Genomic DNA, 25,267 nt, shown 5'->3' on the forward strand with positions numbered 1-25,267 from the left:
ATTAGTTACTCTTCTTTTGGCCTGAAGCTGCTGGCCCTTTATCTTGTAATTGGGACGGTAATAGCACGGTGGTGACGCGCTTGCCTTTATCACTGAAGGCTTCCATCTGCTGTTTTTTCACCAAATAAGTGATGCGATCACCTTTGATATTGCTATCAAGCTGCTCCAGATAGGCATCACCGGTCAATACGACAAAATCGTTAGCGACTTCGTAACGCAGTTTCTGCCCATGACCTTTCACGGGTTTACCGCTGTCTTGCATCTGATAGAAAGTGACCGGATTACCAAAACCTTCAATGACCATTTTGCTTTGATCACCCCCCGGACGGGTCACCACCACTTTATCAGCCTTAATCTCAATAGTGCCTTGCTTGATAATCACATTATCAGTAAATGTGATGGTATTCGCCGCCATATCTAGCGCTTGTTTGACGGAATCAACCTTGACGGGCTGATCGGTATCACCCGTTAAAGCCAATGCTGGCAAGCTAGCGGCCAAAAGTGAGCTGGCAAGCAAAAAATGACGAATTTTATTTTTGGATTTCATAAGAGGTTTTAACCTTTTCAATCAGCTCGGCGGTTTTATCCCGCAAATTGCCACGCATTTTCATACCGTTAGATGTAAATCCAACACCAAAGAGGGTTACTTCATCATCTGAGGAGACATCCTGAGTGATCAAATTAACCTGGGCGTTATCCGTTTTAATTTTTTGTAACTGTGCGTCTGGGGTTAGGCTATCAACCTCGACGTGACCATACAAATAAAGCATCTTATCATTGGTCAGCTTGGCGCGATCTGCACGTACTGACCAAGTGGCAACGGCATTCTCATCAAACATTGTCATGACTGGCCGGGTAAACCAGGTCAGCTCTTGTTCGCTGAAGTTCTGGACTTCTTCTGCTACCAGTTTATAACTTAATTGCCCAACTGGATTAAAAACCACGGTAACAGTATGTTGGCTTTGCGATGAGGGTTCCTGATCATTCGCCACATTTTGTATACCTTGTTGATTAAAACCAGAAAAATTCCAGCCAATCAACGCTAACGCAATCAGTGCTAAGGATAGTGTTATCCATAGTCTTGTTTTACTCATATCGACAATCCTTTAGCACCTTCGAGTTTACCCTGGGCTAATAATATCAAATCACATAACTCGCGTACTGCACCGCGCCCGCCCTTGATTTGCGTGACATAATCCGCTTTGGGGATGAGCAACGGATGGGCATCCGCTACGGCGACGGATAAGCCCACTTGTGCCATTACGGGCCAATCAATCAAATCATCACCAATATAAGCAACTTGCTCAGGCAGGCATTTTAATGCGGCCAATAACGCGTTATAGGCGACCAGCTTATCAGATTGCCCTTGATAAAGGTGGGTAATACCTAAGGTGTTGGCACGGTCTTCCAGTAATTTGGCATTGCGGCCAGTGATAATTGCCACCTCAATACCCGAGGTTATCAGGCAGCGGATACCATAGCCATCCCGCACATTGAAAGCTTTCAGCTCTTCGCCCTGATTCCCCATATAAATCAGGCCATCGGACATGACACCATCAACATCACAGATCAATAAGCGAATGTTGGCCGCACGTTCCATAACGTTGCTAGCGACTGGGCCATAGCATGTGTCCAGATATACTGTGCTATCCATAATTTACCTTTTATTAAACAACACCGGCTCTCAGCATGTCGTGCATATGCACCACACCCAGCAATTGGTCACCATCGGCCACTAATACCGCGGTAATATGACGTGATTCCATCAGGTTGAGGACATCTACCGCCAACAGATTTGGCCGCACCCGAATGCCACCTTTGGTCATCACATCGGCGATTTTCGCGTGATTTAAGTCAATGCCCATATCGAATACCCGGCGCAAATCCCCATCGGTAAAGATACCTTTAATCATCATCAGATCGTCACAGATTACGGTTAAACCCAGATTTTTCCGAGTAATCTCCAGTAACGCATCACGTAATGAAGCATCAGGGCTGACGTGAGGAATGTCGGCACCAGTGTGCATAATATCGCTGATCCGCAATAATAATTTGCGCCCTAGTGCGCCGCCGGGATGGGAGAGGGCAAAATCTTCCTGAGTGAAGCCCCGCGCCTGCAGCAAAGCCACCGCAAGGGCATCACCCATCACTAATGTGGCGGTAGTGCTGGTGGTTGGGGCCAGCCCCAGTGGGCAGGCTTCTTGCGGCACCTTGATACATAAGTGAATATCAGCCGCTTTGCCCATGGTGCTTTCTGGGTTGTTGCTCATGCAAATAAGCTGGATTTTCTGGCGCTTGAGGACGGGGATCAATGCCAGGATTTCGTTGGATTCCCCTGAGTTGGAGATGGCTAGCACGATATCTTGCGGCGTGATCATCCCCAAATCGCCATGACTGGCCTCGCCGGGATGGACAAAGAATGACGGGGTACCGGTGCTGGCGAAAGTCGCGGCAATTTTGCACCCAATATGGCCAGATTTACCCATCCCCATAACGACAACTTTACCGTGACAGTTAAATATTGCCTCGCAAGCGCGGGCAAAATCGTCATTAATGTATTGATCAAGCTGCGCCAGTCCTTCGCGCTCAATTTGTAATACTTGTTTACCTGCCTGTTGAAAATCAACTTTTGGCTGCAAATCCTCACCCGGCTGTAAATTAGAAAAAGACATACTTATTTCCCGCTCAATGTTGGTAGGCAACATGGGTTAGGCCGCAGTTAAGGGCCGCCAAAATATACCCGTCATACTTCAATCTGCCTATGTGTTGGCTGCTTTCGTGCGCCCAGTTACTTACTTGTGTAAGCTCCAGAGGGCTTGCCCAATTGCCGCCTGGCTGCAAATCGAATTATTTAGGGTATAAGCACCGCTACTAGGTACGCGATAAACCCGCATAATAACAGAGCGCCCGCCATATGGCCGATTCGATGTTTACGCCCCAGACAAAGCACAGTAAATATCACACTGACAACAAGCATGACCCAATAATCTCGTTGAAAAGCCTCGGGGTTGATATCACCCGGAGACAGCAGTGCGGGGACGCCTAACACAATGACAATATTAAAAATATTTGAACCGATGATATTGCCGACCGCCATATCATTTTCACCTTTTAGCGCACCGGCAATAAAGGTGGCCAGCTCAGGTAAGCTAGTACCAATGGCAATGACAGTCAGCCCGATAACTAATTCACTGACACCCGCGACTCTGGCGATGACCGTAGCATTGTCTATTATCATTTTGGCTGAGAGTGGCAAAATAATGAATGCCAGCACTAGCCATAATAATGCGACAGTATTACTGCTGTCTTGCGGCAGCTCAGCCAATTGCTCGCGAGTGAGAATATCATTTCCTTGCGAATGGGCCAGGCGTGCGATTTTCAGTATCAGAATAATAAAAACCGCCGCCGCCAATAGCAAAATAACACCATCCCCCCGGCTAAGATGATTGTCAGCCAGCAGGAAACCACATAATACCGTCACGACCAACATCAAGGGTAATTCGCGCCGTACAATCTCTGAACGCACGGTCAGCGGGCGTATTAGGGCGGCACCGCCGACAATCAGCAATAGATTGGTAATATTGGAGCCCAACACATTCCCGACGGCCATATCTGTTTGGTTATTCAGTGCCGCGGTTACTGATACAATCAGCTCCGGCAGTGAGGTGCCAATGCCAACAATGGTCATCCCAATAATGAGTGGTGGGATACCGAAAGAACGGGATAACACGGCAGCGCCATAAACTAATCGATCGGCGCCGTACACCAATAAAACTAAGCCAATGATTAATAGTGCTATCGCAAGAAACATGCAGAGTCCTTTATTAGTGATATACCCGTCATGCTTCAAACCACAGATGTGTTGGCTGTCTTCGCTCACCCCAGTCACTTACTCATGTAAGCTGTTGGGAATTCACTTAGTTGCCGCAGTCCTGTAACTCGAATTATTTAGGGTATAATCCCGATCCATTGGCATAAACTCGTTGGTAAAAATCACTAAAAACGCGTTACGCTTTTTTTTACTTACCCCTAATTTTGACTGTGAGTGCCAGAAAAGTAAAACGTATGGCAACTTTGGCTACGAAAAAGCGTTAATAAGTTGTCAGAATACTTCCCAATTGCGCTCGTTATCGCCATTTGCTGTAACATTGGCGCTAGATGAGTCATAAAAGGCCTAAGGGACGAATGATAATGAACCAACTGGCGTCGAATTTGATAGAGATCCGCGGGATGAGTTTTACCCGTGGTGAGCGCCCGATATTCGCCGATATCAATATGACGGTTCCGCGCGGCAAAGTTACAGCGATTATGGGGCCTTCGGGGATCGGTAAAACCACTCTGTTGCGCCTAATTGGTGGGCAACTGGCACCGGATACCGGTGAAATCTGGTTTGATGGTGATAATATTCCGGCGCTTTCTCGCCAGCGTTTGTATGATGTGCGCAAGAAAATGAGCATGTTATTTCAATCGGGTGCGTTATTCACCGATTTAACCGTATTTGAGAATGTGGCTTTCCCATTACGTGAACATAGTCGCTTACCGGAAGAGTTGCTGCACAGCACGGTGATGATGAAGTTAGAGGCCGTAGGGTTGCGTGGTGCGGCTAACTTAATGCCCGCTGAGCTTTCTGGCGGTATGGCGCGTCGTGCCGCATTGGCGCGGGCTATTGCCCTTGATCCCGAATTGATTATGTTTGATGAGCCTTTTGTTGGTCAGGACCCTATCACCATGGGCGTACTGGTAAAACTGATTGATGAGCTGAATCATGCACTGGGGGTCACCTGCGTGGTGGTTTCCCACGATGTACCGGAAGTGCTAAGTATTGCTGATTATGCTTATATTGTTGCCGATCAGCATGTGATTGCTGAAGGAACACCAGAGCAGCTACAAGCCAATGATGATCAGCGGGTGCGTCAGTTCCTCGATGGTATTGCCGATGGGCCGGTGCCTTTCCGTTTCCCGGCGGGTGATTATAAAACTGAGCTGTTGGGCTAATAGATGGAGTATTCATGTTAGTACAGGCATTGGCGTCTTTAGGCCGCCGGGGCATTAATGTCTGCGTATCCTTTGGTCGCGCAGGTTTAATGCTGTTTAATGCACTGGTTGGCCGGCCTGAGCCGCGAAAACAGTGGCCGTTATTGGTCAAGCAGCTGTATAGCGTTGGGGTGCAATCTTTACTGATTATTGTGGTTTCCGGTCTGTTTATCGGTATGGTTTTGGGCTTGCAGGGCTTTTTGATCCTCACCACATACAGTGCAGAAGCCAGCCTCGGGATGATGGTTTCTTTATCATTACTGCGGGAATTGGGGCCAGTAGTGACGGCGCTGCTGTTTGCTGGCCGGGCCGGTTCTGCCCTGACGGCAGAAATTGGCCTAATGAAAGCCACTGAACAGATTTCCAGCTTGGAAATGATGGCGATTGATCCCCTAAGGCGAGTGGTTGCTCCTCGGTTCTGGGCCGGGCTTATCAGTATGCCACTATTGACGGCTATTTTTGTCGCGGTGGGTATCTGGGGCGGCTCAGTGGTCGGTGTCGACTGGAAAGGAATCGACAGCGGTTTCTTCTGGTCTGCGATGCAAAGTGCCGTCGAGTGGCGCACAGATTTACTGAATTGCCTGATTAAGAGCCTGGTATTTGCCATTACCGTGACTTGGATTGCGCTGTTCAATGGGTATGATGCGGTCCCAACATCTGAGGGGATCAGCCGGGCAACGACCCGTACTGTGGTGCATTCATCACTGGCGGTATTGGGATTAGATTTTGTGCTGACAGCACTGATGTTTGGGAACTGAGTCGATGCAAACGAAGAAAAGTGAAATCTGGGTAGGGGCATTTATACTGATTGCTATTCTGGCCGTCGTATTCCTCTGCTTGAAAGTGGCAGATATCAAATCAGTGGGTAATCAGCCGACGTATCGGATTTATGCTAATTTTGACAATATTGGTGGCTTGAAAAACAATTCGCCAGTCAAAATTGGCGGGGTTGTGGTGGGCCGAGTCGCTGATATTACGCTGGATACTAAAAATTACAGCCCGCGTGTGGCGATAGATATCCAGCAGCGCTATAACCATATCCCGGACACCAGCTCACTGGCGGTACGCACTTCCGGTTTATTGGGCGAGCAGTTCTTGGCGCTCAATGTCGGTTTTGAAGACCCGGATATGGGCACCAGTATTTTGAAAGATGGTGGCGTCATTCAAGACACGAAATCTGCATTGGTTCTGGAAGACCTTATCGGTCAGTTCTTGTACAAGAGCGGCGGTGATGGTAATTCTGATGCGCCAGCCAGCGAACCGGCACCAGCCAATAGCAGCTCACCTGCTACTCAACATCCTTAAGAGGGTATCGAATGTTTAAACGTTTACTTATGGTCGCGTTGTTGGTGGTAGCCCCATTGGCTAATGCTGTCGATCAAACCAACCCATACCGTCTGATGGATGAAGCCGCGCAAAGAACCTTTACGCGCCTGAAAACCGAACAAGCTAACATTAAACAAAATCCTGAATATTTGCGCACTATTGTACGCGAAGAGTTATTGCCATTTGTTCAGATTAAATATGCTGGCGCATTGGTGCTGGGCAGCTATTACAAAGCCGCCACCCCGGCACAGCGCGAAGCCTACTTCAATGCATTCAGTCAATATTTGGAACAAGCATATGGCCAGGCCTTGGCGCTATATCACGGCCAAACTTACGATGTTGCACCAGACCAGCCATTGGGTGATGCCAATATCGTCGCCATTCGTGTGACCATCCTTGACCCTAATGGCCGCCCTCCGGTACGTTTAGATTTCCAGTGGCGTAAAAACAGCCAAACCGGTAACTGGCAGGCGTATGACATGATAGCCGAAGGGGTTAGCATGATCAGCACCAAGCAAAATGAGTGGGCCTCTATCCTGCGTCAGAAAGGGGTTGATGGTTTGACTCAGCAGTTGCTTATTGCAGCGAAACAGCCGATAACTTTAGATAAGTAGTGATTATGGCGGATGAACTGAATTGGCAGTCGCAGCAGGAAACGCTGATACTGCAAGGTGAATTGGATCGCGAAACGCTGCTACCTTTATGGCAACAGCGCGATGCATTGTTGGCCGATAAAACGCGTATTGATGTTAGCCAATTACAGCGTGTTGATTCCTCCGGTCTGGCGCTGCTGGTCCATTTTCGTGAACTGCGCAGTAAACAGGGTGTCTCATTAGCGATTACCGGTGTCAGCGACCGGTTGTCTACCTTGATTGAACTGTACAATTTGCAGGATGTCATCCCGGTAGAAACGGCCAGTATCTAGCGATGAGAATTAAGTTAGCGGCCTTTTGTGTCGCCTATTGCTAAAGCAAAAAAGCTAAAGTTTTTAAGCCCCTGAGCGTAATCACGAAACAGGGGCTTTTCTTTAGTTTCAGAGAAAGCCGTATTCCACTAATATGTTCAATTGATTACGATCCTCTTAAAATAGAATGAATCTTATGGATACTAACGAAATTAAAGACGTGCTGATGCAAGCATTGGCATTACAAGAAGCGCATGTTACCGGTGATGGCAGCCACTTTCAGGTGATTGCTGTGGGTGAGTTGTTTGTTGATATGAGTCGTGTGAAAAAGCAGCAGGCGGTGTATGCGCCGCTGATGGAATATATTGCTGATAACCGTATTCATGCCTTATCCATTAAGGCCTATACGCCACAAGAGTGGCAGCGGGATCGCAAACTAAACGGTTTTTGATGCTGTTGGCTTCAGGATTGCCTACAGGTTTGTCAGGCTGTGTCTCAAGCGGGCAGTGAATTCGAATTTGTCGATCAGTATTTTGACGATAACCAGTATTTTGACAACAAAGAGTGGTCACAATGGATAAGTTTCGTGTGCAGGGGCGGACTCGCCTAAGCGGTGAAGTCACCATTTCCGGAGCGAAAAACGCGGCATTACCGATAATGTTTGCTGCGTTATTGGCAGAAGACCCGGTAGAGTTGCAAAATGTCCCAAAGCTAAAAGACATTGATACCACCATTAAATTGCTGAGCCAATTAGGCACCAAAATCGAACGTGATGCTTCCGGCTCCGTTTTTGTTGATGCCAGCGGTGTGGACGAGTTCTGCGCGCCTTACGATTTGGTTAAAACCATGCGCGCCTCCATTTGGGCTTTGGGGCCATTGGTTGCTCGCTTTGGTAAAGGGCAGGTTTCTTTACCGGGCGGTTGTGCTATCGGCGCGCGTCCGGTCGATTTACATATCACCGGTTTAGAGCAACTGGGTGCCGAAATCAAGCTGGAAGAAGGTTACGTTAAAGCTTCCGTCAATGGCCGCCTGAAAGGCGCGCATATCGTGATGGATAAAGTCAGCGTTGGCGCAACCGTAACCATTATGAGTGCTGCAACCTTGGCTGAAGGCACCACAGTCATTGAAAACGCCGCTCGCGAGCCAGAAATTGTCGATACAGCGAATTTCCTGAATACGCTGGGCGCTAAAATCACTGGCGCAGGGACTGACCGCATCACCATTGAGGGTGTAGCGCGCTTGGGTGGCGGTGTTTACCGAGTGCTGCCTGACCGTATTGAAACCGGGACTTTCCTGGTTGCAGCGGCTATCTCTGGCGGTAAAGTGGTGTGTCGTCAGACTCGTCCAGATACGCTGGATGCGGTACTGGCTAAACTGCGTGAGGCGGGTGCTGATATTGAAATCGGCGAGGACTGGATAAGCCTGGATATGCAGGGTAAGCGCCCTAAAGCCGTGACTTTTCGTACCGCGCCACACCCTGGTTTCCCAACAGATATGCAGGCTCAGTTCAGCTTATTGAACTTGGTTGCAGAAGGAACCGGTGTTATCACCGAAACAATTTTTGAAAATCGTTTTATGCATGTGCCAGAACTGATCCGCATGGGCGCACATGCAGAAATCGAGAGCAATACTGTGATTTGCTATGGTGTTGAGCAACTGTCGGGTGCTCAGGTTATGGCAACCGATTTGCGTGCTTCTGCCAGCTTGGTATTAGCGGGCTGTATCGCTGATGGGGTAACCATTGTTGACCGTATTTATCATATCGATCGTGGTTACGAAGGTATTGAAGATAAATTACGTGCGTTAGGTGCGAATATTGAGCGTATAAAAGGCGAGTAAGTTTTTCTAGCCGCCCTATAAAAAATGCCAGCCGGTGATATTAGGCTGGCATTTTTTTGCAATTAATGCAGTCGGTTAGGCTATACAAGCCCTATGACAACGGCGCTGGCTGTTGTTCAAGGAGCTCATTTTGATCCAATTCGGTAATAGTAATTTGTGCTGTGATTTGCTGGCCATTGCGTAATAATAAGACTGGGATTGTGGTTCCCGGACGAATTTCTGCCACCTGATCCATGGTTTCTATCACGGACGTCGCAGGCTTATTATTAACGCTTAGAATAATATCACCCACCTGCAAGTCAGCATTCGCTGCTGGGCCATTTGGCGATATCTTATTCACCTTAATGCCATGTATTCGGTCGCCATTATTACCGCTGGCATTGAATGGTGGATACTCCTCGCCGGTAATACCAATATAGCCGCGGATCACCCGCCCATCACGAATCAGTTTTTCCATTACTTTGGTGGCAAGCGCGGTCGGAATGGCAAAACCGATGCCTTCCGGAGTTTCCCCATTGCTACTTTTATCAAATGAAAGTGTGTTGATCCCCACCAACTCGCCAAGAGTATTGACCAGTGCTCCCCCGGAATTACCCTGATTAATGGAGGCATCTGTTTGGAGGAAATTTTGTCGGCCAGAAGAACTCAAACCAATACGCCCGGTGGCACTGATAATTCCCTGAGTGACGGTTTGTCCAAGATTATAGGGGTTGCCAATGGCCAGCACGACATCACCAATATGTGGCGTCCGGTTAATATTAATCGGAATAACCGGCAGGTTGACGGCATCAATTTTCAACACAGCTAAATCAGTCAGGTTATCTGAACCGACCAACAAGGCTTCAGAGATACGGCCATTTTGTAATGCGACAATGATTTGTTCTGCATTATTGATAACGTGTTTATTGGTCAGGATATAACCCTTATCACTCATGATAACGCCAGAACCTAAGGTTCGAATGGCTAATCCTTCCTGATTAGGGCTTAGGCTACGGTTATAAACATTAACAACTGCAGGGGCAGCCCTACGCACAGCTTGGTTATAACTGACTGGAGCCTCTTCATCTACGCGATCACCATTGCCCGAAAAAAAGTGACCGGGGCTGCGGAGCATAGGGATTGCGACCAGCAAGATACCGGCAACAATTAGCCCCAAAATAATAGAACGCAATAGCTTAAGAAACATGAAGTCTAAGGCATGAATGAATAGGTAACCGGAGGATAGCATGAGTTTGGCGGACACAGCATTGTGCTGTGTCCGATTTTTCTGCAAATTAGCGGATTAATAGATAAATATTCTCTTCACCGCGCACAATATTCAGTGCAATCACAGCGGGTTTAGCTTCAATAGCTTTGCGTAACTCGGCGATATCTTTCACTCGCACACGGTTTACGGCAATAATCACATCGTCTTTCTGCAAGCCCGATTGCGCTGCCGGTGAGCCTTTGGTGACGTTTTCAACTTTGACACCCTTGCTGCCACCCTTGATTTCGCCATTGCTCAGCGATGCACCTTGCAATGAGGGCGATAAGGTATCAGCACTGGTCGATGTTGGGCTACTGTTCTCCAGCGTTACAGCCACTTCAAGCGGTTTGCCATCACGCAATAAACCGACTTTAATGGTTTTGCCCGGCCCGGTAGTGCCTACTTTGGCACGTAACTCAGCAAAGCTGCTAACGGGCTTGCCATCGACGGAAACCAATACGTCGCCCGCTTTGATACCGGCTTTAGAGGCCGCTGATTTTGGCAGCACTTCACTGACAAAAGCGCCGCGCTGTGCATCAATGTTAAAGGCTTTCGCCATATCAGCGGTCATTTCACTACCACGAATACCCAGTAGGCCGCGTTTCACTTCGCCAAATTCAATTAACTGTTGGCTGAGGTTTTGCGCCATATTACTTGGAATGGCGAAGCCGATACCGATGTTACCGCCACCTGGCGCCAGAATAGCGGTGTTAATCCCGATCAATTCGCCGTTCAGGTTAACTAGCGCACCACCGGAGTTACCCCGGTTGATAGAGGCGTCGGTCTGAATAAAGTTTTCTAACCCTTCCAGATTCAAACCACTACGGCCCAGTGCGGAAATGATACCGGAGGTCGCGGTCTGCCCGAGACCAAATGGGTTGCCCACGGCGACGGCAAAATCACCGACTCGCAGGTTATCGGAATCTGCAATTTTAATTGCTGTCAGGTTTTTGGCATCAGTTAGCTGCAATAAAGCGATATCAGTTTGTTCATCACGGCCCAGCAATTTGGCATCATATTCACGGCCATCATTGAGCTGGACACGAATTTTATCCGCGTTATTGATCACGTGGTTATTGGTCAGCACATAACCTTTTTCCGCGTTAATGATGACGCCAGATCCCAAACCTTCAAATGGGCGATTGCTCTCTTTGCCCGTTGGCGCATTTGGGCCAAAGAAGAATTTGAACTCTTCCGGCAAACGTTGCTGCTGCACCTGAGTGCCCGATACGTGAACGCTAACAACCGCAGGCAACACTTTCTCTAGCATAGGTGCCAGACTTGGGACTGATTGCCCGGCGACTGCCGCCGGAAGAGCCGCTGCGCTCACCATAGGAACAGACGCGAGGCCTAAGCCGACACTCATTGCCAGCGCACTAAGAAATAATGATTTTTTCTTCATTGATTTAAACTCTCTCAATACCTAACGGTGAATGAATAGGGTAGATGGCTGCTACAGGCCCGTTATAAATTCAGACTCTGAATGAGCTAAAAAATTCACTTATTTCAAAAGGCTACTGCTGTGCTAAAAATAAGCACCCTAAGATGTCACTTGATATAGGGGTTAGCGTAAAGCAATTCAAGGAGAGGTAGGTATAGAAGTGTAAATGTGCTGACTACGGCGGTGAGCGCCGCAGTCAGCTTGATATCCCCGTCATACTTCAAGCAGCATGTGCGTTGGTTACACTCAATAACCCGAATTACTTACCACAGTAAGCTCATCGGGATGAATGAGCTTCCTCCTTGAGGCTCACCCTGCGGGCTAGCATAAATGCTGTTCAAATCGGTTCCCGACCGATTTGTATATCGCTTGCCGCTTTCCTGCAACTCGAATTATTTAGGGTATAGATAGAAGTTTAGCTCAGTCCCGAGTCTGATGTTCCGGACGCAGTAAACCGGATGCTCCTTCGGAGTAATCACGAGGTGGCATTTTGACCGGTGCTTGATCATTATCCGCTTCGGATTCCGTCAGACGGTAGCGGAACGGATTATCTTGCATTGGCAAGTCTGGCAACAAGTTATTGGAGCTTTTCGCCATATGCTGATAAAGCTGGCGATAGTCACGAGCCATGTTATCGAGCAACTCGGCACTGCGGGCAAAATGCCCAACCAGTTCCTGACGGTATTCCTCTAGATCTGATTTACTCTTCTCCAGCTCATTTTGCAGCACTTGCTGCTGACGCAATTTACGGTTGCCAAAGCGCATAGCCACCGCGCCAATCACAATACCAACAACCAACCCAATAAGCGCATACTCCCAGGTCATAATGACTCCTTTTTTGACTTCATTGTTCAGCAGGGCTTTTTCACTTAATAATACCCACTATAACCGTTAACCTTGCAGGAGTGGAATCCTGATGCAACATTGCCTATGGTTATCAGGATTTTTCCGCAGTGGCAGTGTCGGTAAATGCTGCGATTGCCCGATAAATCAGCAATAAAGTACCACAAAAGTAGATAACTATTTTATCAGGGATTGTTGATAAACATGCAACCGAGTTCACCTATAGCACTTTACCAGCAGGCAATTGATGCTGGCGATTATCAAGCTGATGACGTCCAACGGCGCACCGTCGCACGGCTGGACACTCTTTATCAGGCGCTAAATCAATGCCAGAGCGCACCTGCGGCCAATGTGGGCATCCGAGGGCACTTGGGCCGCTTACTGGGCCGTCGTGCACCCAAAACGCCCATACGCCCAGCTCAGGGCTTGTACATGTGGGGCGGGGTCGGGCGGGGTAAAACCTGGCTGATGGATATGTTTTTCCACAGTTTGCCGGGTGAGCGTAAGCTCCGTCTGCATTTCCACCGTTTTATGTTGCGGGTACATCAAGAGCTAACAACACTGCAAGGCCATGAAAATCCTTTAGAGATTATTGCTGATGGTTTCAAGGCACAGACTGATGTGCTGTGTTTTGATGAGTTTTTTGTTTCGGATATTACTGACGCCATGTTGCTGGCAACATTGCTGGAAGCCTTATTTGCCCGCGGCATTACATTGGTTGCGACATCCAATATTCCACCGGATGACTTATATCGTAACGGTTTGCAGCGTGCTCGCTTTTTACCGGCCATAGAGCTTATTAAGCAATATTGCGATGTGATGAATGTCGATGCTGGTATTGATTACCGTCTGCGCACATTAACTCAGGCCAATCTTTACCTGACACCGCTTAATCCGCAGACTAAGCAGGCGATGGAGGATATTTTCGTCAAACTTGCAGGTAAAGAGGGTGAAAGGGCACCGGTGCTGGAAGTGAATCATCGTCCTTTACCGGCGATTTGCTCGGCTCAAGGCGTTCTGGCAGTTGATTTTCATACACTGTGTGAAGAAGCACGCAGCCAACTGGATTACATCGCGCTCTCTAAACTCTATCACACCGTATTACTGCATAATGTCCATAAGATGGCGACGCGGGATGAAAACACCGCCCGGCGTTTTCTGGCATTAGTTGATGAGTTTTATGAGCGGCGGGTGAAATTGATCATTGCAGCAGAGGCTTCAATGTTCGAAATCTATTGTGGTGAAAGGCTTAAATTTGAATATCAGCGCTGTTTATCACGATTACAAGAGATGCAAAGTGAAGAGTATCTCTCTTTACCGCACCTGCCGTAAGCGCACTTGTGGTAAAAGCTATCTGCGTCTCAGTTATTCACTTTATAGGCATTAAAATGCTATTCTGTGGTGGGCGATTATTCTTCGCCCTAACTTAACATGTTTAATTTATACCTTTCTCGCCAAAAACAGTTCGATCTTTGACGTCGACTTCTCTATAATCTTGCGACCCCACGTTACAACAAAGTTTTTTTCCCAGAACTTTGTATAGTGCCAGCATTGGCTATTCGAAGGGGTAGGTTTGCTGGACTGATGGTCGTGTGAGCCTCAACTGTTTTTGAACGTTTGGGTGTTCACCAACGTGTAACTTATTAATTGGGTAAGCTTTTATAATGAAAACTTTCACAGCTAAACCAGAAACTGTAAAACGCGACTGGTATGTTGTTGACGCGACGGATAAGACCTTGGGTCGCCTCGCTACTGAACTGGCTAGTCGCTTACGCGGCAAGCATAAAGCGGAATACACCCCGCACGTTGATACTGGTGATTACATCATCGTTCTGAACGCAGAAAAAGTTGCCGTAACCGGTAACAAGCGTACAGACAAGATTTATTACCGTCACACCGGTCACATCGGTGGTATCAAACAAGCGACCTTTGAAGAGATGATTGCCCGCAGTCCTGAGCGTGTGATTGAAATCGCGGTTAAAGGCATGCTGCCGAAGGGTCCGCTGGGCCGTGCAATGTATCGTAAACTTAAAGTTTATGCAGGTACTGAGCACAATCATGCGGCACAGCAACCGCAAGTTCTGGACATTTAATCGGGATTATGGCAATGGCTGAAAATCAATACTACGGCACTGGTCGCCGCAAAAGTTCTGCTGCACGCGTTTTTCTTAAGCCGGGTAGCGGTAAAATCGTTATTAACCAACGTAGCCTTGAAGTTTACTTCGGTCGTGAAACTGCCCGTATGGTAGTGAATCAACCGTTGGAACTGGTAGACATGGTTACCAAGTTTGACATGTACATCACTGTTAAAGGTGGTGGTATTTCAGGTCAGGCTGGCGCTATCCGTCACGGTATCACCCGTGCACTGATGGAATATGACGAGTCTCTGCGTGGTGAACTGCGTAAAGCTGGCTTCGTAACGCGTGATGCGCGTGAAGTTGAGCGTAAGAAAGTGGGTCTGCGTAAAGCACGTCGTCGTCCACAGTTCTCCAAACGTTAATTTTTTGCCTTTATGGCATCAGATTAGTGGTAAAAACCCGGTGTCTCACCGGGTTTTTTTATTGGTTTAAGACAAGATAAATCGCTAAAAATACCCTTCCGCTATTTTATTCATTATATTTTTGCCGCTAAACCGTTGTCAGATAAACAATTCTTTATGAAATCGCAGCACCATCCCCACAAAACATGCAAAATCTGGTAAACTATCACTCACTTTTGTGCCTGTTCGGCGAACTGTTGGCGTCCGTGTATCTCCCTGGCTGAATTATTTTCTCGACCAAGGCTTATTTACGGCAGCAACGACCTTGATTGCGAACCGGCGGTAAAACGACTCAGGATAGCAACGTCACCGTGGGCTATTCGCATTGTTTTCTAGATAATCTTGGAGGTTTTCATGGCTGTCGCTGCCAACAAACGTTCGGTAATGACGCTGTTTTCCGGCCCGACCGACATTTTTAGCCATCAAGTACGCATCGTACTGGCGGAGAAAGGTGTCAGTGTTGAGATTGAGCAGGTTGAAGCTGATAATCTGCCGCAGGATCTGATTGACCTCAATCCCTACCAGACCGTCCCTACTTTGGTTGATCGCGAGCTGACGCTGTATGAATCCCGCATCATCATGGAATATTTGGATGAGCGTTTCCCTCACCCGCCATTGATGCCGGTCTACCCTGTAGCACGCGGTAGCAGCCGTTTGATGATGAACCGCATTGAGCAAGATTGGTATTCCCTGCTGGCGAAAATTCAGAAAGGCAATGCGCAGGAAGCAGATGCAGCTCGTAAGCAATTACGTGAAGAACTGCTGACTATTGCGCCAGTATTTAATGAAATGCCTTTCTTTATGAGCGAAGAGTTCAGCCTGGTCGATTGTTATCTGGCTCCTCTGCTGTGGCGTTTACCAGAATTAGGCATTGAATTCACTGGCGCGGGTTCTAAAGAGCTTAAAGGCTATATGACACGTGTGTTTGAGCGTGATGCATTCCTGGCTTCTTTAACTGAAGCTGAACGTGAAATGCGCCTGCAAACTCGGGGTTAATTTTATGGCGACGTCTGGTATGTCTCCGCGCCGTCCTTACCTGTTGCGCGCATTCTATGAGTGGTTGATTGATAATCAACTGACTCCACACTTGGTGGTGGATGTCACTCGGCCGGGTGTTTCGGTGCCAATGGAGTTCGCCCGTGATGGGCAAATTGTCTTGAATGTGGCGCCGCGTGCAGTGGGAAATCTGGAATTGGGCAATGAGGAAGTGAGTTTCAATGCCCGTTTTGGTGGTATTCCGCGCGAAGTCACTGTCCCTATGGGGGCGGTGATGGCAATCTACGCGCGTGAAAACGGTTCAGGCACCATGTTCGAACCTGAAGAAGCTTACGATTCTGATGCTGATGGCAATTTTGTCGGCATAGAAGAGGAAGATAACGCAACGGCACCGACGGAAAACTTGATGTTGGTAACCGATGATGCTCACGTGCCTCACGGCGAGGATAACTCACCGGATGACGAGCCGCCGCAACCGCCACGTAGTGGTGGTCGCCCAGCATTGCGGGTTGTTAAGTAGTCTTTTTATTTCTCGAACAAATGTATTATCAGGGCGGCTGTGGCCGCCCTTATTATTTCTGCCAATTATATTGTCATGCTAAAAATTAAGATAACTTTTTCAGCTCGGCCAGGCAGCTATCACGCTGGCTCATCATGTCACTATTTCTGATCGTTGACAGAGTGTGAGTCGCGCGTTGCTGGAAACTGGCTTTCGCCGCGCTATCTTTAGCATCGGCTGGTGCAGTGCAAATCTCTGACAATGTTAGTGTTTTGCTATTGCTTACTGCTTTGAGTACCGCAGCTGGGTTATAAATTAGCGCGGAGGATAGGGCAGATTTCACCCCCGCAGTGAAGCTCGCATTACCGGCATCTGCTAATTTAGGGGCCATAGCAATCCAGTTATCATCACCCAGCTTTATATTATTCTCTACAGCAGGTAATTGCCCGGCCTTTGCCAATTCAGCCACCACTGCGCGAGCGCCTCGCGCCTCAATATTGTAGCCAACCTCTTGATAATTAAGCGACATCGCTAATGCACTGCCGCTAATAGCCAGCAAACCGCCAGCAATGAAAAGTAAATGAGATTTCATAACAGATGATCCTTTCTTTAAAACAAGGCGTAACAACATATTCAGACCAGTGAAATTGGCTCATAAAGTATTAGTCAATATGAACTCGGCCTTTACTATAGCGCTTTAGGTATAAAATGCTGCAAATAAGGCTGCTGAGATTGTTACAAAATCTTGAGTAAGTGGGGATATACAGTAGAAAATAGCAATGAAAGGGGCTGGATAACCAGCCCCCGATTTCTTTGAGTCTATATTGGGATCAAACTTCCAGATAATTCATGATGCCTTCCGCGGCTTTGCGGCCTTCAGCAATAGCAGTTACCACCAAATCAGAGCCACGGACAATATCGCCGCCGGCAAAGATTTTTGGGTTACTGGTCTGGAAGGCGTTATCAGTGCGCTCTGGGGCCACCACTCGGCCTTGCTTATCCAATGCCACATCATGAGCTGCCAACCATTCCATGCTGTGCGGGCGGAAGCCAAACGCCATCACCACGGCATCCGCGGGCAGAATATGCTCTGAACCAGGGATCTGCTCAGCCACACTACGGCCTTGTGCATCTGGAGCGCCCAGTTGAGTGCGAACCATTTTCACACCACAAACTTTGCCGTTACTGTTCACTTCAATGCTCAAAGGTTGCAGGTTGAATTTAAATTCGACCCCTTCCTCGCGGGCATTTTTCACTTCCCGTTTGGAACCCGGCATGTTGGCTTCATCACGGCGATAGGCACAAACCACGTCGGTAGCCCCTTGGCGAATGGATGAACGCACGCAGTCCATTGCAGTATCACCGCCACCCAGCACCACTACGCGTTTACCTTGCATGTTGATATAAGGTTCGTGAGGCGCGGCCTCATAGCCCATCAACTGCTTAGTATTGGCGATCAGGAACGGTAGCGCATCATACACACCGGATGCATCTTCGTTTTCCAGGCCACCGCGCATTGATTGGTAAGTACCCACACCGAGGAACACTGCGTCATATTCTTGCAACAGCGCATCCATGGTAATGTCTTTGCCAACTTCAGTATTCAGTTGGAATTCAATGCCCATCTCGGAGAAGATTTTGCGGCGTTTTATCATCACTTCTTTTTCCAGCTTAAAGGCCGGAATACCAAAGGTTAGCAAGCCGCCAATCTCTGGGTGACGGTCAAACACCACCGCCTGTACCCCATTACGGGCGAGCACATCAGCACAGGCCAGCCCGGCTGGGCCAGCGCCGATCACCGCCACACGTTTACCGGTGGGGTGAACATGGGACATATCTGGCTTCCAGCCCATCTCGATGGCTTTATCACTGATATAGCGCTCGATATTGCCGATGGTGACCGCGCCAAACTCGTCATTCAGAGTACATGACCCTTCACACAAGCGGTCTTGCGGGCACACACGGCCGCAGACTTCCGGCAAGCTATTGGTCTGGTGAGCCAAGTCCGCCGCTTCCATAATCCGCCCTTCGTTGGCCAGTTTCAGCCAGTTAGGGATGTAGTTATGAACCGGGCATTTCCATTCGCAATAGGGGTTACCGCACGACAAACAGCGGTCTGCCTGTGCTTTTGCCTGTGTTTCCGAGAATGGCTCGTAAATCTCAACAAATTCAATTTTGCGGATCTTCAGCGGCTTTTTCGGCGGATCTACGCGCTGTAGGTCGATAAACTGATAAACATTCTGACTCATTTCAACCCCTTACTGCGCTTGAACCCGCAGCTCAGCTGCGGAACGGCTACGGTGGCCCAACAGTGCTTTCACATCGCTGGATTTCGGTTTAACCAAAGCAAACTTGGTCACCCATTCCGGCCAGTTAGCCAGAATCTCTTCACCACGGCTAGAACCTGTCAACTGAACATGTTCAGTAATCAGGCCGCGCAGATGCTCTTCATGGATTGCCAGTTGGTCGACATCCAGCACTTCGACCAGCTCAGGGTTAACGCGTTTACGGAATTCACCATCTTCATCAAGGACATAAGCGAAACCGCCGGTCATACCCGCGCCGAAGTTAATCCCGGTGCGGCCCAGTACGCAGACAATTCCGCCTGTCATATATTCACAGCCGTTATCGCCGATACCCTCAACCACGGTAATTGCACCGGAGTTACGCACTGCAAAACGCTCGCCAGCCCGGCCTGCGGCGAACAATTTGCCGCCAGTGGCACCATACAGACAGGTGTTGCCGACAATGCTGGCTTCATGGCTGCGGAAGTTGGAACCGACTGGAGGGCGCACGGCGATGCGGCCACCCGCCATGCCTTTACCGACATAGTCGTTGGCATCGCCCGTCAGGGTCAGTTCGACGCCGCCCGCATTCCACACCCCGAAGCTCTGACCGGCAGTACCGGAGAAATAAGCTTTGATAGGGTCGGTTGCCAGGCCTTGGTCGCCATGTTTGGTGGCAATCGCGCCGGACAACGCTGCGCCCACTGAGCGGTCAGTGTTGCGGATATCGAAGTAAAACGTCTTGCTGTGTTTGGCTTCAATGTGTGGTTCAGCTTGCGCCAGCAACTCTTTGTTCAATATGCCTTTATCGAACGGAGGATTACTTTCGGTGCAATACAGTGCCTTACCCGGATGCGGCGTAGCTGTTTTCAGCATTGGCGACAGATCCAGTTTATTTTGTTTCGCTGAAATGCCATCAAGCTCCAGCAGCATGTCAGTACGGCCAATTAAATCAACCAGTTGGCTCACACCCAATTCAGCCATGATTTCACGGGTTTCACGGGCGATAAACTGGAAGTAGTTCACCACACGCTCAGGCAAGCCGTGATAATGATCACGACGCAATTTCTCATCTTGGGTGGCTACACCGGTGGCGCAGTTATTCAGGTGGCAAATGCGTAAGTATTTACAACCCAGCGCCACCATAGGGCCAGTACCGAAACCGAAGCTTTCCGCACCCAAAATCGCCGCTTTAACAATATCGACGCCGGTTTTCAGGCCGCCATCCACTTGCAGGCGGATTTTATGGCGCAGGCCATTGGCAACCAGCGCTTGCTGGGTTTCCACCAGCCCCAGTTCCCACGGGCAGCCGGCATATTTCACTGAAGACAGTGGGCTGGCACCAGTGCCGCCGTCGTAACCGGCAATGGTAATCAAATCGGCATAAGCTTTCGCCACACCGGTGGCAATGGTGCCGACACCCGGCTCAGACACCAGTTTTACCGAAATCAGGGCTTTCGGATTGACCTGCTTCAAATCGAAAATCAACTGAGCTAAGTCTTCGATTGAGTAAATATCATGGTGCGGCGGTGGAGAAATCAAGGTCACACCGGGCACGGAATAGCGCAGTTTGGCAATATACGGCGTGACTTTATCACCCGGTAATTGGCCGCCTTCACCCGGTTTTGCCCCTTGCGCCACTTTGATTTGGATAACATCGGCATTCACCAGATACGCCGGTGTCACACCAAAACGGCCAGACGCCACCTGCTTGATGCGGGACACTTTATTGGTGCCGTAACGCGCCGGGTCTTCGCCGCCCTCACCGGAGTTAGAGAACCCGCCGAGGCTGTTCATGGCGATGGCGAGTGATTCATGGGCTTCCGGACTCAGTGCGCCGATGGACATGGCGGCAGTATCAAAGCGCTTGAACAGTGATTCAGCCGGTTCAACCTGATCCACCGGGATCGGGGTGCCTTGTGGTTTGATGGCCAACAGATCGCGCAGTGTGGCGATTGGGCGCTCATTCACCAGCTTGGCATAAACCTGATAGTCACTGTATTCGCCGCTGTGAACCGCAGTTTGTAAGGTACTGACTACGTCTGGGTTGTACGCGTGATATTCGCCGTTGTGGACAAATTTCAGTAATCCACCTTGATCCAGTGGCTTGCGTTTCAGCCAGGCGCGTTTGGACAAATTCTGTAAATCCTGTTGGAAATCACTGAAACTGGCTCCGCCGATACGGCTAACCACGCCCTGGAAACACAAATCAGACAAATCACGATGCAAACCAACAGCTTCAAACAGTTTGGCGCAGCGGTATGAGGCGACAGTCGAAATGCCCATTTTGGACATGATTTTGTACAGCCCTTTATTGATGCCGTTGCGATAGTTGAGCATCACATCGCGATACTTTTTATCAATCGCCTTGCTATCAACTAATTTAGCCAATGATTCATAAGCTAAATAAGGGTAAATCGCGGTCGCACCAAAACCGAGCAATACCGCAAAGTGGTGCGGGTCACGGGCGCTGGCGGTTTCCACAATGATGTTGGCGTCGCAGCGCAGATTTTTTTCGACTAAGCGAGTCTGAATCGCGCCGACCGCCATCGGAGCCGGTACCGGCAGGCGGTCAGGGGCGATAGCACGGTCTGACAGCACCAACATCACGGCACCATCACGCACTTTGTGCTCGGCTTCTTCGCACAAGGCCAGCACTGCTTGTTCCAAATCTGTTTCAGCCGGGTTAAAGGTCAGGTCTAGCCGATCAGCGCGGTAGTGTTCGCCTTCCAACGTGGTTAACTGCTGGAAATCGGAGTACAGCAAGATTGGCGATTTGAAACTCAGACGGTGCGCCTGACCTTCGGCTTCGCAAAATACGTTCATTTCACGGCCAATACTGGTTGCCAGTGACATAACATGTGCTTCACGCAATGGATCAATTGGCGGGTTGGTGACCTGCGCAAACTGCTGGCGGAAGTAATCGTAAATAATACGCGGGCCGCTGGAAAGCACGGCAAACGGGGTGTCATCACCCATTGAGCCGGTGGCTTCCTGACCAATTTCACCCAACACGCGGATCACTTGATCCAGCTCTTCGCTGCTGTAACCAAACTGTTTCTGATAGGTTTCCAGTGTCGAATCATCTAACTGGCGACTACCCACCTGATCTTCCGGCAGATCTTCAAACGGCACCAAGCGCTTAACGTTCTTTTCCATCCACTCTTTATACGGGTGGCGGCTTTTCAGGTCATTATCGGTTTCGGCGGAATGCAGAATTTTACCGCTGCGGGTGTCAATCACCATCAGTTCGCCGGGGCCAACACGGCCTTTTTCGATGACTTCATCGGGCTGGTAATCCCAGATACCGACTTCAGAGGCGCAGGTGATGAGTTTATCTTTGGTAATGACATAGCGCGCAGGGCGCAGACCATTACGGTCAAGGTTACAGGCGGCGTAGCGGCCATCTGACATTACAATCCCAGCCGGGCCATCCCATGGCTCCATATGCATGGAGTTGAAGTCAAAGAAGGCGCGCAGGTCGGTGTCCATATCCGGATTGTTCTGCCAGGCTGGCGGCACTAACAGGCGCATAGCACGGATCAAATCCATCCCGCCGCTGAGGAACAGCTCTAGCATGTTATCCAGTGAGCTGGAGTCCGAGCCGGTCTCATTGACGAAAGGGGCCGCATCCTGCAAATCGGGGATTAATGGCGTTTTGAATTTGTAAGCGCGTGCCCGTGCCCATTGGCGGTTACCGGCGATAGTATTGATTTCGCCATTGTGCGCCAAATAGCGGAATGGCTGAGCCAGTGGCCAGCGCGGCACGGTGTTGGTTGAGAAGCGCTGGTGGAATAGGCAGATAGCCGACTCCATACGCAGGTCAGCCAAATCCAGATAAAAACGCGGCAGATCCGCAGGCATACATAAGCCTTTATAGATCGTGACCAGGTTTGAGAAGCTACAAACGTAGAAATCTTTGTCATTTGCAATGCGCTTCTCAATACGGCGACGCGCCACAAACAGGCGGCGTTCCATATCACGTGGACGCCAGCCAGCAGGGGCGTTCACAAAAATTTGTTCAATCCGAGGCAGGGAGGAGAGGGCGATTTCACCAAGAACATCCGGGTTGGTCGGCACTTCACGCCAGCCGATAATCGACAGCGTTTCGTTTTGCAATTCTTCTTCTACAATGCGGCGGCTTGCCTTGGCGAGTTCTTCGTCCTGACTGAGAAACATCATGCCGACGGCATAGTTTTTGGCCAAACGCCATCCGCGTTCTTCAGCGACCATCCGGAAAAAACGATCCGGTTTTTGTAATAGCAGACCACAACCGTCGCCGGTCTTGCCATCAGCAAGGATCGCGCCACGGTGTTGCATTCGGGCCAGTGCGTGTATAGCGGTACGCACGACCTTATGGCTAGGTTCGCCTTCTATGTGGGCGATTAGGCCGAAACCACAGTTGTCCCTCTCAAGGGATTTATCGTACAACATATCAGTGAACCTCCCCAGGCTCTGCGAGACTCTCACAAACCGACTCCAGAAAGACCTATTGATATCAGACGGGGTTAGCTGACAGCCGCGTATTTCGCGGTAAATCTGCTTTTCCGCCCTCCGGCAATGGCCTCTTGTGACGGTTCTCACAAGTGGTATAAGACTTGTTTTAAGAGGGAGTCTTAAATTACTGCATAATTATGACTAGACGTTTGCCCGTCTAGAAAGCTTCCAGCGGACTTCCAACTTAGCGAGAAAGAATACTCAGGTCAAATATAGGCTTAAGATATATCGTTAATGTAATAATAGGGTTTATCGTAATGATAAATATAAATTTATTGCTGTTTTTACCCTGCTCAATGCACCATGAGGTAGATACTAAAGTGTGAGCTGTCTCACTATAGTGCAATCGACAAATCGCTGCACCATGCTAGTGCTGGTGGGGATTGTAGAATTATAAGCTGGATTTTATATATTTTCTGGTGTTTAAAACTATTTTTCATTGAATTGTAACAGAAGCGCTAAGGGCTGGGTGGAAATAAGAAAATTTAATCATCGGTCAAGTGATTTTATTTGCATTTATAGTGAATGGTTATGCGCAGCTGCACCCAAGGGCTTGGGAGTTGATCTCTGTCATCGCGAATGACATCGCTAGCGGGTAGCCTAAAGCTCTTTTTTGACAGGCAGTGCCAAGATTATGCAGTTGCAGCGATTAGTCAATATGTTTGGTGCGGATTTACAGCGCCGCTATGGTGAAAAAATTCATAAACTCACGCTACACGGCGGGTTTAGCTGCCCTAATCGTGATGGAACTCTGGGGCGCGGCGGTTGCACTTTTTGTAATGTGGCCTCATTTGCCGACGAACAAATGCAGCAGCAGGGCATTGCACAGCAATTGGCGGAACAAGCAAAAAAAGCCAATCGGGCAAAACGCTACCTGGCCTACTTCCAGGCCTATACCAGTACTTATGCAGAGGTCAATGCGCTGGCGGCGATGTATGAGCAAGCTTTGGCTGAAGCTGACATTGTCGGTTTGTGTGTCGGAACCCGGCCCGATTGTGTGCCGGACGCGGTGTTGGATTTATTGAGTACTTATCATCAGCAAGGTTATGAAGTCTGGCTGGAGTTGGGGCTACAGACCGCGAATGATAAAACTCTCAAACGTATTAATCGTGGGCATGACTTTGCTTGTTACCAGCAAACCGCCCGCCGCGCCCGTGCCCGAGGGCTGAAAGTGTGTTGTCATTTGATTGTCGGCTTGCCCGGTGAGAATCAGGCGCAATGCATGGAAACTCTGGAGAAAGTAGCGGCAAGCGGTGTTGATGGGATAAAACTGCACCCGCTGCATATCGTCGAGGGCAGTATCATGGCCAAAGCATGGCGGGCGGGGCGTTTGCCGGAACTGGCATTGGAAGAGTATGTGCTGACCGCCGGTGAAATGATCCGCCATACCCCCGCCGACATTGTCTATCACCGGATTTCTGCCAGTGCCCGCAGGCCGACTTTGCTTGCGCCATTATGGTGTGCGAATCGCTGGACCGGCATGAATGAGTTGAATAGTTATATGCTGGCCCATGGCGGGCAAGCCTCTGCCCTGTGATCGGCTACTGCGCGTCGTCATACTGAGATTGTACAGTGCTCACAAAATGCATGCATTTTGAACGCCCTTTAGGGCGGCCCGCAGGGGAGCGTAGCGAATAAAATCCTCACGTACTGCGTGTACGCTCCGGTTTTTCCGCGCTGTACGCACCCAGTCTGACTTAGCTCGCTACGCCGTAAGTTTTTACTTTCCACCTTGTTTCTCACACAATTTCTTATTGTGATTTGCAATCTTTTCCACACTTCTAAGCAAGCCACCTTATCTCAATCCAGTTTTGCGGT

At 49.2% G+C, this 25,267-nt stretch carries 24 protein-coding genes; 13 read left to right on the plus strand and 11 right to left on the minus strand.

Going from position 1 to position 25,267, the window contains the following annotated elements; genetic code table 11:
* Nucleotide 1 precedes the first annotated feature (1 nt).
* From lptA to DX162_RS08250, 5 genes are all read right to left on the minus strand, one after another.
* Entirely contained in the window at nt 2-547 is a 546-nt protein-coding gene (gene lptA / locus DX162_RS08230) for a lipopolysaccharide ABC transporter substrate-binding protein LptA (protein ID WP_032820597.1), read from the minus strand.
* Nucleotides 531-1,094 carry an LPS export ABC transporter periplasmic protein LptC gene (gene lptC / locus DX162_RS08235; protein WP_032820595.1) on the minus strand — a complete coding sequence of 188 codons (564 nt, stop codon included), beginning with the start codon at nt 1,092-1,094 and terminating at the stop codon, nt 531-533. Before lptC ends, lptA begins: the two co-directional genes overlap by 17 nt.
* Entirely contained in the window at nt 1,091-1,654 is a 564-nt protein-coding gene (gene kdsC, locus DX162_RS08240) for a 3-deoxy-manno-octulosonate-8-phosphatase KdsC (protein WP_032820592.1), read from the minus strand. Before kdsC ends, lptC begins: the two co-directional genes overlap by 4 nt.
* A gap of 13 nt (nt 1,655-1,667) precedes the next feature.
* Nucleotides 1,668-2,672, minus strand: a complete 1,005-nt coding sequence (gene kdsD / locus DX162_RS08245) for an arabinose-5-phosphate isomerase KdsD (protein ID WP_032820591.1) — start codon at nt 2,670-2,672, stop codon at nt 1,668-1,670.
* A 179-nt stretch (nt 2,673-2,851) separates the two neighbouring features.
* Nucleotides 2,852-3,811 carry a calcium/sodium antiporter gene (locus DX162_RS08250; RefSeq protein WP_032820589.1) on the minus strand — a complete coding sequence of 320 codons (960 nt, stop codon included), beginning with the start codon at nt 3,809-3,811 and terminating at the stop codon, nt 2,852-2,854.
* Between the two features lie 380 nt (nt 3,812-4,191).
* On the opposite strand from DX162_RS08250, the gene mlaF reads away from it, so the two are divergent.
* The 7 genes from mlaF to murA all read left to right on the plus strand — a co-directional run bounded on the left by mlaF (nt 4,192) and on the right by murA (nt 9,103).
* Complete coding sequence (mlaF, locus tag DX162_RS08255; protein WP_004392023.1) at nt 4,192-4,995, plus strand: phospholipid ABC transporter ATP-binding protein MlaF; 804 nt, start codon at nt 4,192-4,194, stop codon at nt 4,993-4,995.
* 14 nt (nt 4,996-5,009) lie between these two features.
* Nucleotides 5,010-5,792, plus strand: coding sequence for a lipid asymmetry maintenance ABC transporter permease subunit MlaE (gene mlaE, locus DX162_RS08260; protein ID WP_004392022.1), 783 nt, complete (start codon nt 5,010-5,012; stop codon nt 5,790-5,792).
* Between the two features lie 4 nt (nt 5,793-5,796).
* The gene (gene mlaD, locus DX162_RS08265) at nt 5,797-6,339 is read left to right on the plus strand and encodes an outer membrane lipid asymmetry maintenance protein MlaD (RefSeq protein WP_004392021.1); all 543 of its coding nucleotides are present in this window, start codon (nt 5,797-5,799) and stop codon (nt 6,337-6,339) included.
* Between the two features lie 11 nt (nt 6,340-6,350).
* Nucleotides 6,351-6,974 carry a phospholipid-binding protein MlaC gene (gene mlaC, locus DX162_RS08270; protein WP_032820587.1) on the plus strand — a complete coding sequence of 208 codons (624 nt, stop codon included), beginning with the start codon at nt 6,351-6,353 and terminating at the stop codon, nt 6,972-6,974.
* A 5-nt stretch (nt 6,975-6,979) separates the two neighbouring features.
* Nucleotides 6,980-7,285, plus strand: coding sequence for a lipid asymmetry maintenance protein MlaB (gene mlaB, locus DX162_RS08275; protein ID WP_032820609.1), 306 nt, complete (start codon nt 6,980-6,982; stop codon nt 7,283-7,285).
* A gap of 175 nt (nt 7,286-7,460) precedes the next feature.
* Entirely contained in the window at nt 7,461-7,715 is a 255-nt protein-coding gene (gene ibaG / locus DX162_RS08280; RefSeq protein ID WP_004392019.1) for a BolA family iron metabolism protein IbaG, read from the plus strand.
* Nucleotides 7,716-7,837: 122 nt separating this feature from the next.
* Entirely contained in the window at nt 7,838-9,103 is a 1,266-nt protein-coding gene (murA, locus tag DX162_RS08285) for a UDP-N-acetylglucosamine 1-carboxyvinyltransferase (protein ID WP_004392017.1), read from the plus strand.
* Nucleotides 9,104-9,194: 91 nt separating this feature from the next.
* Here murA and degS read toward each other — a convergent pair whose 3' ends face one another.
* The 3 genes from degS to zapG form a co-directional block, all read right to left on the minus strand.
* Entirely contained in the window at nt 9,195-10,289 is a 1,095-nt protein-coding gene (gene degS / locus DX162_RS08290; protein WP_004392016.1) for an outer membrane-stress sensor serine endopeptidase DegS, read from the minus strand.
* An 88-nt stretch (nt 10,290-10,377) separates the two neighbouring features.
* A complete protein-coding gene (degQ, locus tag DX162_RS08295) occupies nt 10,378-11,751 on the minus strand; it encodes a serine endoprotease DegQ (protein WP_004392015.1) in 1,374 nt (457 codons plus the stop codon).
* 459 nt (nt 11,752-12,210) lie between these two features.
* Nucleotides 12,211-12,615 carry a Z-ring associated protein ZapG gene (gene zapG / locus DX162_RS08300; RefSeq protein WP_004392014.1) on the minus strand — a complete coding sequence of 135 codons (405 nt, stop codon included), beginning with the start codon at nt 12,613-12,615 and terminating at the stop codon, nt 12,211-12,213.
* A 222-nt stretch (nt 12,616-12,837) separates the two neighbouring features.
* On the opposite strand from zapG, the gene zapE reads away from it, so the two are divergent.
* The 5 genes from zapE to sspB all read left to right on the plus strand — a co-directional run bounded on the left by zapE (nt 12,838) and on the right by sspB (nt 16,688).
* Nucleotides 12,838-13,965, plus strand: a complete 1,128-nt coding sequence (zapE, locus tag DX162_RS08305) for a cell division protein ZapE (RefSeq protein WP_004392013.1) — start codon at nt 12,838-12,840, stop codon at nt 13,963-13,965.
* Nucleotides 13,966-14,297: 332 nt separating this feature from the next.
* On the plus strand, nt 14,298-14,726 hold the full coding sequence (gene rplM, locus DX162_RS08310) for a 50S ribosomal protein L13 (RefSeq protein ID WP_004392012.1): 429 nt from the start codon (nt 14,298-14,300) through the stop codon (nt 14,724-14,726).
* Between the two features lie 14 nt (nt 14,727-14,740).
* Entirely contained in the window at nt 14,741-15,133 is a 393-nt protein-coding gene (gene rpsI / locus DX162_RS08315) for a 30S ribosomal protein S9 (protein WP_005162424.1), read from the plus strand.
* Nucleotides 15,134-15,526: 393 nt separating this feature from the next.
* Nucleotides 15,527-16,168 carry a stringent starvation protein SspA gene (gene sspA, locus DX162_RS08320; protein ID WP_004392010.1) on the plus strand — a complete coding sequence of 214 codons (642 nt, stop codon included), beginning with the start codon at nt 15,527-15,529 and terminating at the stop codon, nt 16,166-16,168.
* 4 nt (nt 16,169-16,172) lie between these two features.
* Nucleotides 16,173-16,688 carry a ClpXP protease specificity-enhancing factor gene (gene sspB / locus DX162_RS08325; protein ID WP_004392009.1) on the plus strand — a complete coding sequence of 172 codons (516 nt, stop codon included), beginning with the start codon at nt 16,173-16,175 and terminating at the stop codon, nt 16,686-16,688.
* 85 nt (nt 16,689-16,773) lie between these two features.
* On the opposite strand, the gene DX162_RS08330 is transcribed toward sspB, so the two are convergent.
* The 3 genes from DX162_RS08330 to gltB all read right to left on the minus strand — a co-directional run bounded on the left by DX162_RS08330 (nt 16,774) and on the right by gltB (nt 23,386).
* Nucleotides 16,774-17,259, minus strand: coding sequence for a hypothetical protein (locus tag DX162_RS08330; RefSeq protein ID WP_004392008.1), 486 nt, complete (start codon nt 17,257-17,259; stop codon nt 16,774-16,776).
* Nucleotides 17,260-17,497: 238 nt separating this feature from the next.
* Nucleotides 17,498-18,916: a glutamate synthase small subunit gene (locus DX162_RS08335; RefSeq protein ID WP_004392007.1), complete on the minus strand. Its 1,419-nt coding sequence runs from the start codon at nt 18,914-18,916 to the stop codon at nt 17,498-17,500.
* Between the two features lie 9 nt (nt 18,917-18,925).
* Nucleotides 18,926-23,386: a glutamate synthase large subunit gene (gene gltB / locus DX162_RS08340; RefSeq protein ID WP_032820586.1), complete on the minus strand. Its 4,461-nt coding sequence runs from the start codon at nt 23,384-23,386 to the stop codon at nt 18,926-18,928.
* Between the two features lie 697 nt (nt 23,387-24,083).
* Between gltB and mnmL the strand changes: the two genes are divergently transcribed.
* Complete coding sequence (gene mnmL / locus DX162_RS08345; protein WP_004392005.1) at nt 24,084-24,986, plus strand: tRNA modification radical SAM protein MnmL/YtqA; 903 nt, start codon at nt 24,084-24,086, stop codon at nt 24,984-24,986.
* Nucleotides 24,987-25,267 lie beyond the last annotated feature (281 nt).

The sequence above is a fragment of the Yersinia kristensenii genome (assembly GCF_900460525.1).
Lineage (GTDB): Bacteria > Pseudomonadota > Gammaproteobacteria > Enterobacterales > Enterobacteriaceae > Yersinia > Yersinia kristensenii.

What these genes read in the sequence shown, in the direction of transcription:
- lptA (WP_032820597.1), bottom strand. Translation starts at nt 547, where the DNA reads ATGAAATCCAAAAATAAAATTCGTCATTTTTTGCTTGCCAGCTCACTT.
- lptC (WP_032820595.1), bottom strand. Translation starts at nt 1,094, where the DNA reads ATGAGTAAAACAAGACTATGGATAACACTATCCTTAGCACTGATTGCG.
- kdsC (WP_032820592.1), bottom strand. Translation starts at nt 1,654, where the DNA reads ATGGATAGCACAGTATATCTGGACACATGCTATGGCCCAGTCGCTAGC.
- kdsD (WP_032820591.1), bottom strand. Translation starts at nt 2,672, where the DNA reads ATGTCTTTTTCTAATTTACAGCCGGGTGAGGATTTGCAGCCAAAAGTT.
- DX162_RS08250 (WP_032820589.1), bottom strand. Translation starts at nt 3,811, where the DNA reads ATGTTTCTTGCGATAGCACTATTAATCATTGGCTTAGTTTTATTGGTG.
- mlaF (WP_004392023.1), top strand. Translation starts at nt 4,192, where the DNA reads ATGAACCAACTGGCGTCGAATTTGATAGAGATCCGCGGGATGAGTTTT.
- mlaE (WP_004392022.1), top strand. Translation starts at nt 5,010, where the DNA reads ATGTTAGTACAGGCATTGGCGTCTTTAGGCCGCCGGGGCATTAATGTC.
- mlaD (WP_004392021.1), top strand. Translation starts at nt 5,797, where the DNA reads ATGCAAACGAAGAAAAGTGAAATCTGGGTAGGGGCATTTATACTGATT.
- mlaC (WP_032820587.1), top strand. Translation starts at nt 6,351, where the DNA reads ATGTTTAAACGTTTACTTATGGTCGCGTTGTTGGTGGTAGCCCCATTG.
- mlaB (WP_032820609.1), top strand. Translation starts at nt 6,980, where the DNA reads ATGGCGGATGAACTGAATTGGCAGTCGCAGCAGGAAACGCTGATACTG.
- ibaG (WP_004392019.1), top strand. Translation starts at nt 7,461, where the DNA reads ATGGATACTAACGAAATTAAAGACGTGCTGATGCAAGCATTGGCATTA.
- murA (WP_004392017.1), top strand. Translation starts at nt 7,838, where the DNA reads ATGGATAAGTTTCGTGTGCAGGGGCGGACTCGCCTAAGCGGTGAAGTC.
- degS (WP_004392016.1), bottom strand. Translation starts at nt 10,289, where the DNA reads ATGTTTCTTAAGCTATTGCGTTCTATTATTTTGGGGCTAATTGTTGCC.
- degQ (WP_004392015.1), bottom strand. Translation starts at nt 11,751, where the DNA reads ATGAAGAAAAAATCATTATTTCTTAGTGCGCTGGCAATGAGTGTCGGC.
- zapG (WP_004392014.1), bottom strand. Translation starts at nt 12,615, where the DNA reads ATGACCTGGGAGTATGCGCTTATTGGGTTGGTTGTTGGTATTGTGATT.
- zapE (WP_004392013.1), top strand. Translation starts at nt 12,838, where the DNA reads ATGCAACCGAGTTCACCTATAGCACTTTACCAGCAGGCAATTGATGCT.
- rplM (WP_004392012.1), top strand. Translation starts at nt 14,298, where the DNA reads ATGAAAACTTTCACAGCTAAACCAGAAACTGTAAAACGCGACTGGTAT.
- rpsI (WP_005162424.1), top strand. Translation starts at nt 14,741, where the DNA reads ATGGCTGAAAATCAATACTACGGCACTGGTCGCCGCAAAAGTTCTGCT.
- sspA (WP_004392010.1), top strand. Translation starts at nt 15,527, where the DNA reads ATGGCTGTCGCTGCCAACAAACGTTCGGTAATGACGCTGTTTTCCGGC.
- sspB (WP_004392009.1), top strand. Translation starts at nt 16,173, where the DNA reads ATGGCGACGTCTGGTATGTCTCCGCGCCGTCCTTACCTGTTGCGCGCA.
- DX162_RS08330 (WP_004392008.1), bottom strand. Translation starts at nt 17,259, where the DNA reads ATGAAATCTCATTTACTTTTCATTGCTGGCGGTTTGCTGGCTATTAGC.
- DX162_RS08335 (WP_004392007.1), bottom strand. Translation starts at nt 18,916, where the DNA reads ATGAGTCAGAATGTTTATCAGTTTATCGACCTACAGCGCGTAGATCCG.
- gltB (WP_032820586.1), bottom strand. Translation starts at nt 23,386, where the DNA reads ATGTTGTACGATAAATCCCTTGAGAGGGACAACTGTGGTTTCGGCCTA.
- mnmL (WP_004392005.1), top strand. Translation starts at nt 24,084, where the DNA reads ATGCAGTTGCAGCGATTAGTCAATATGTTTGGTGCGGATTTACAGCGC.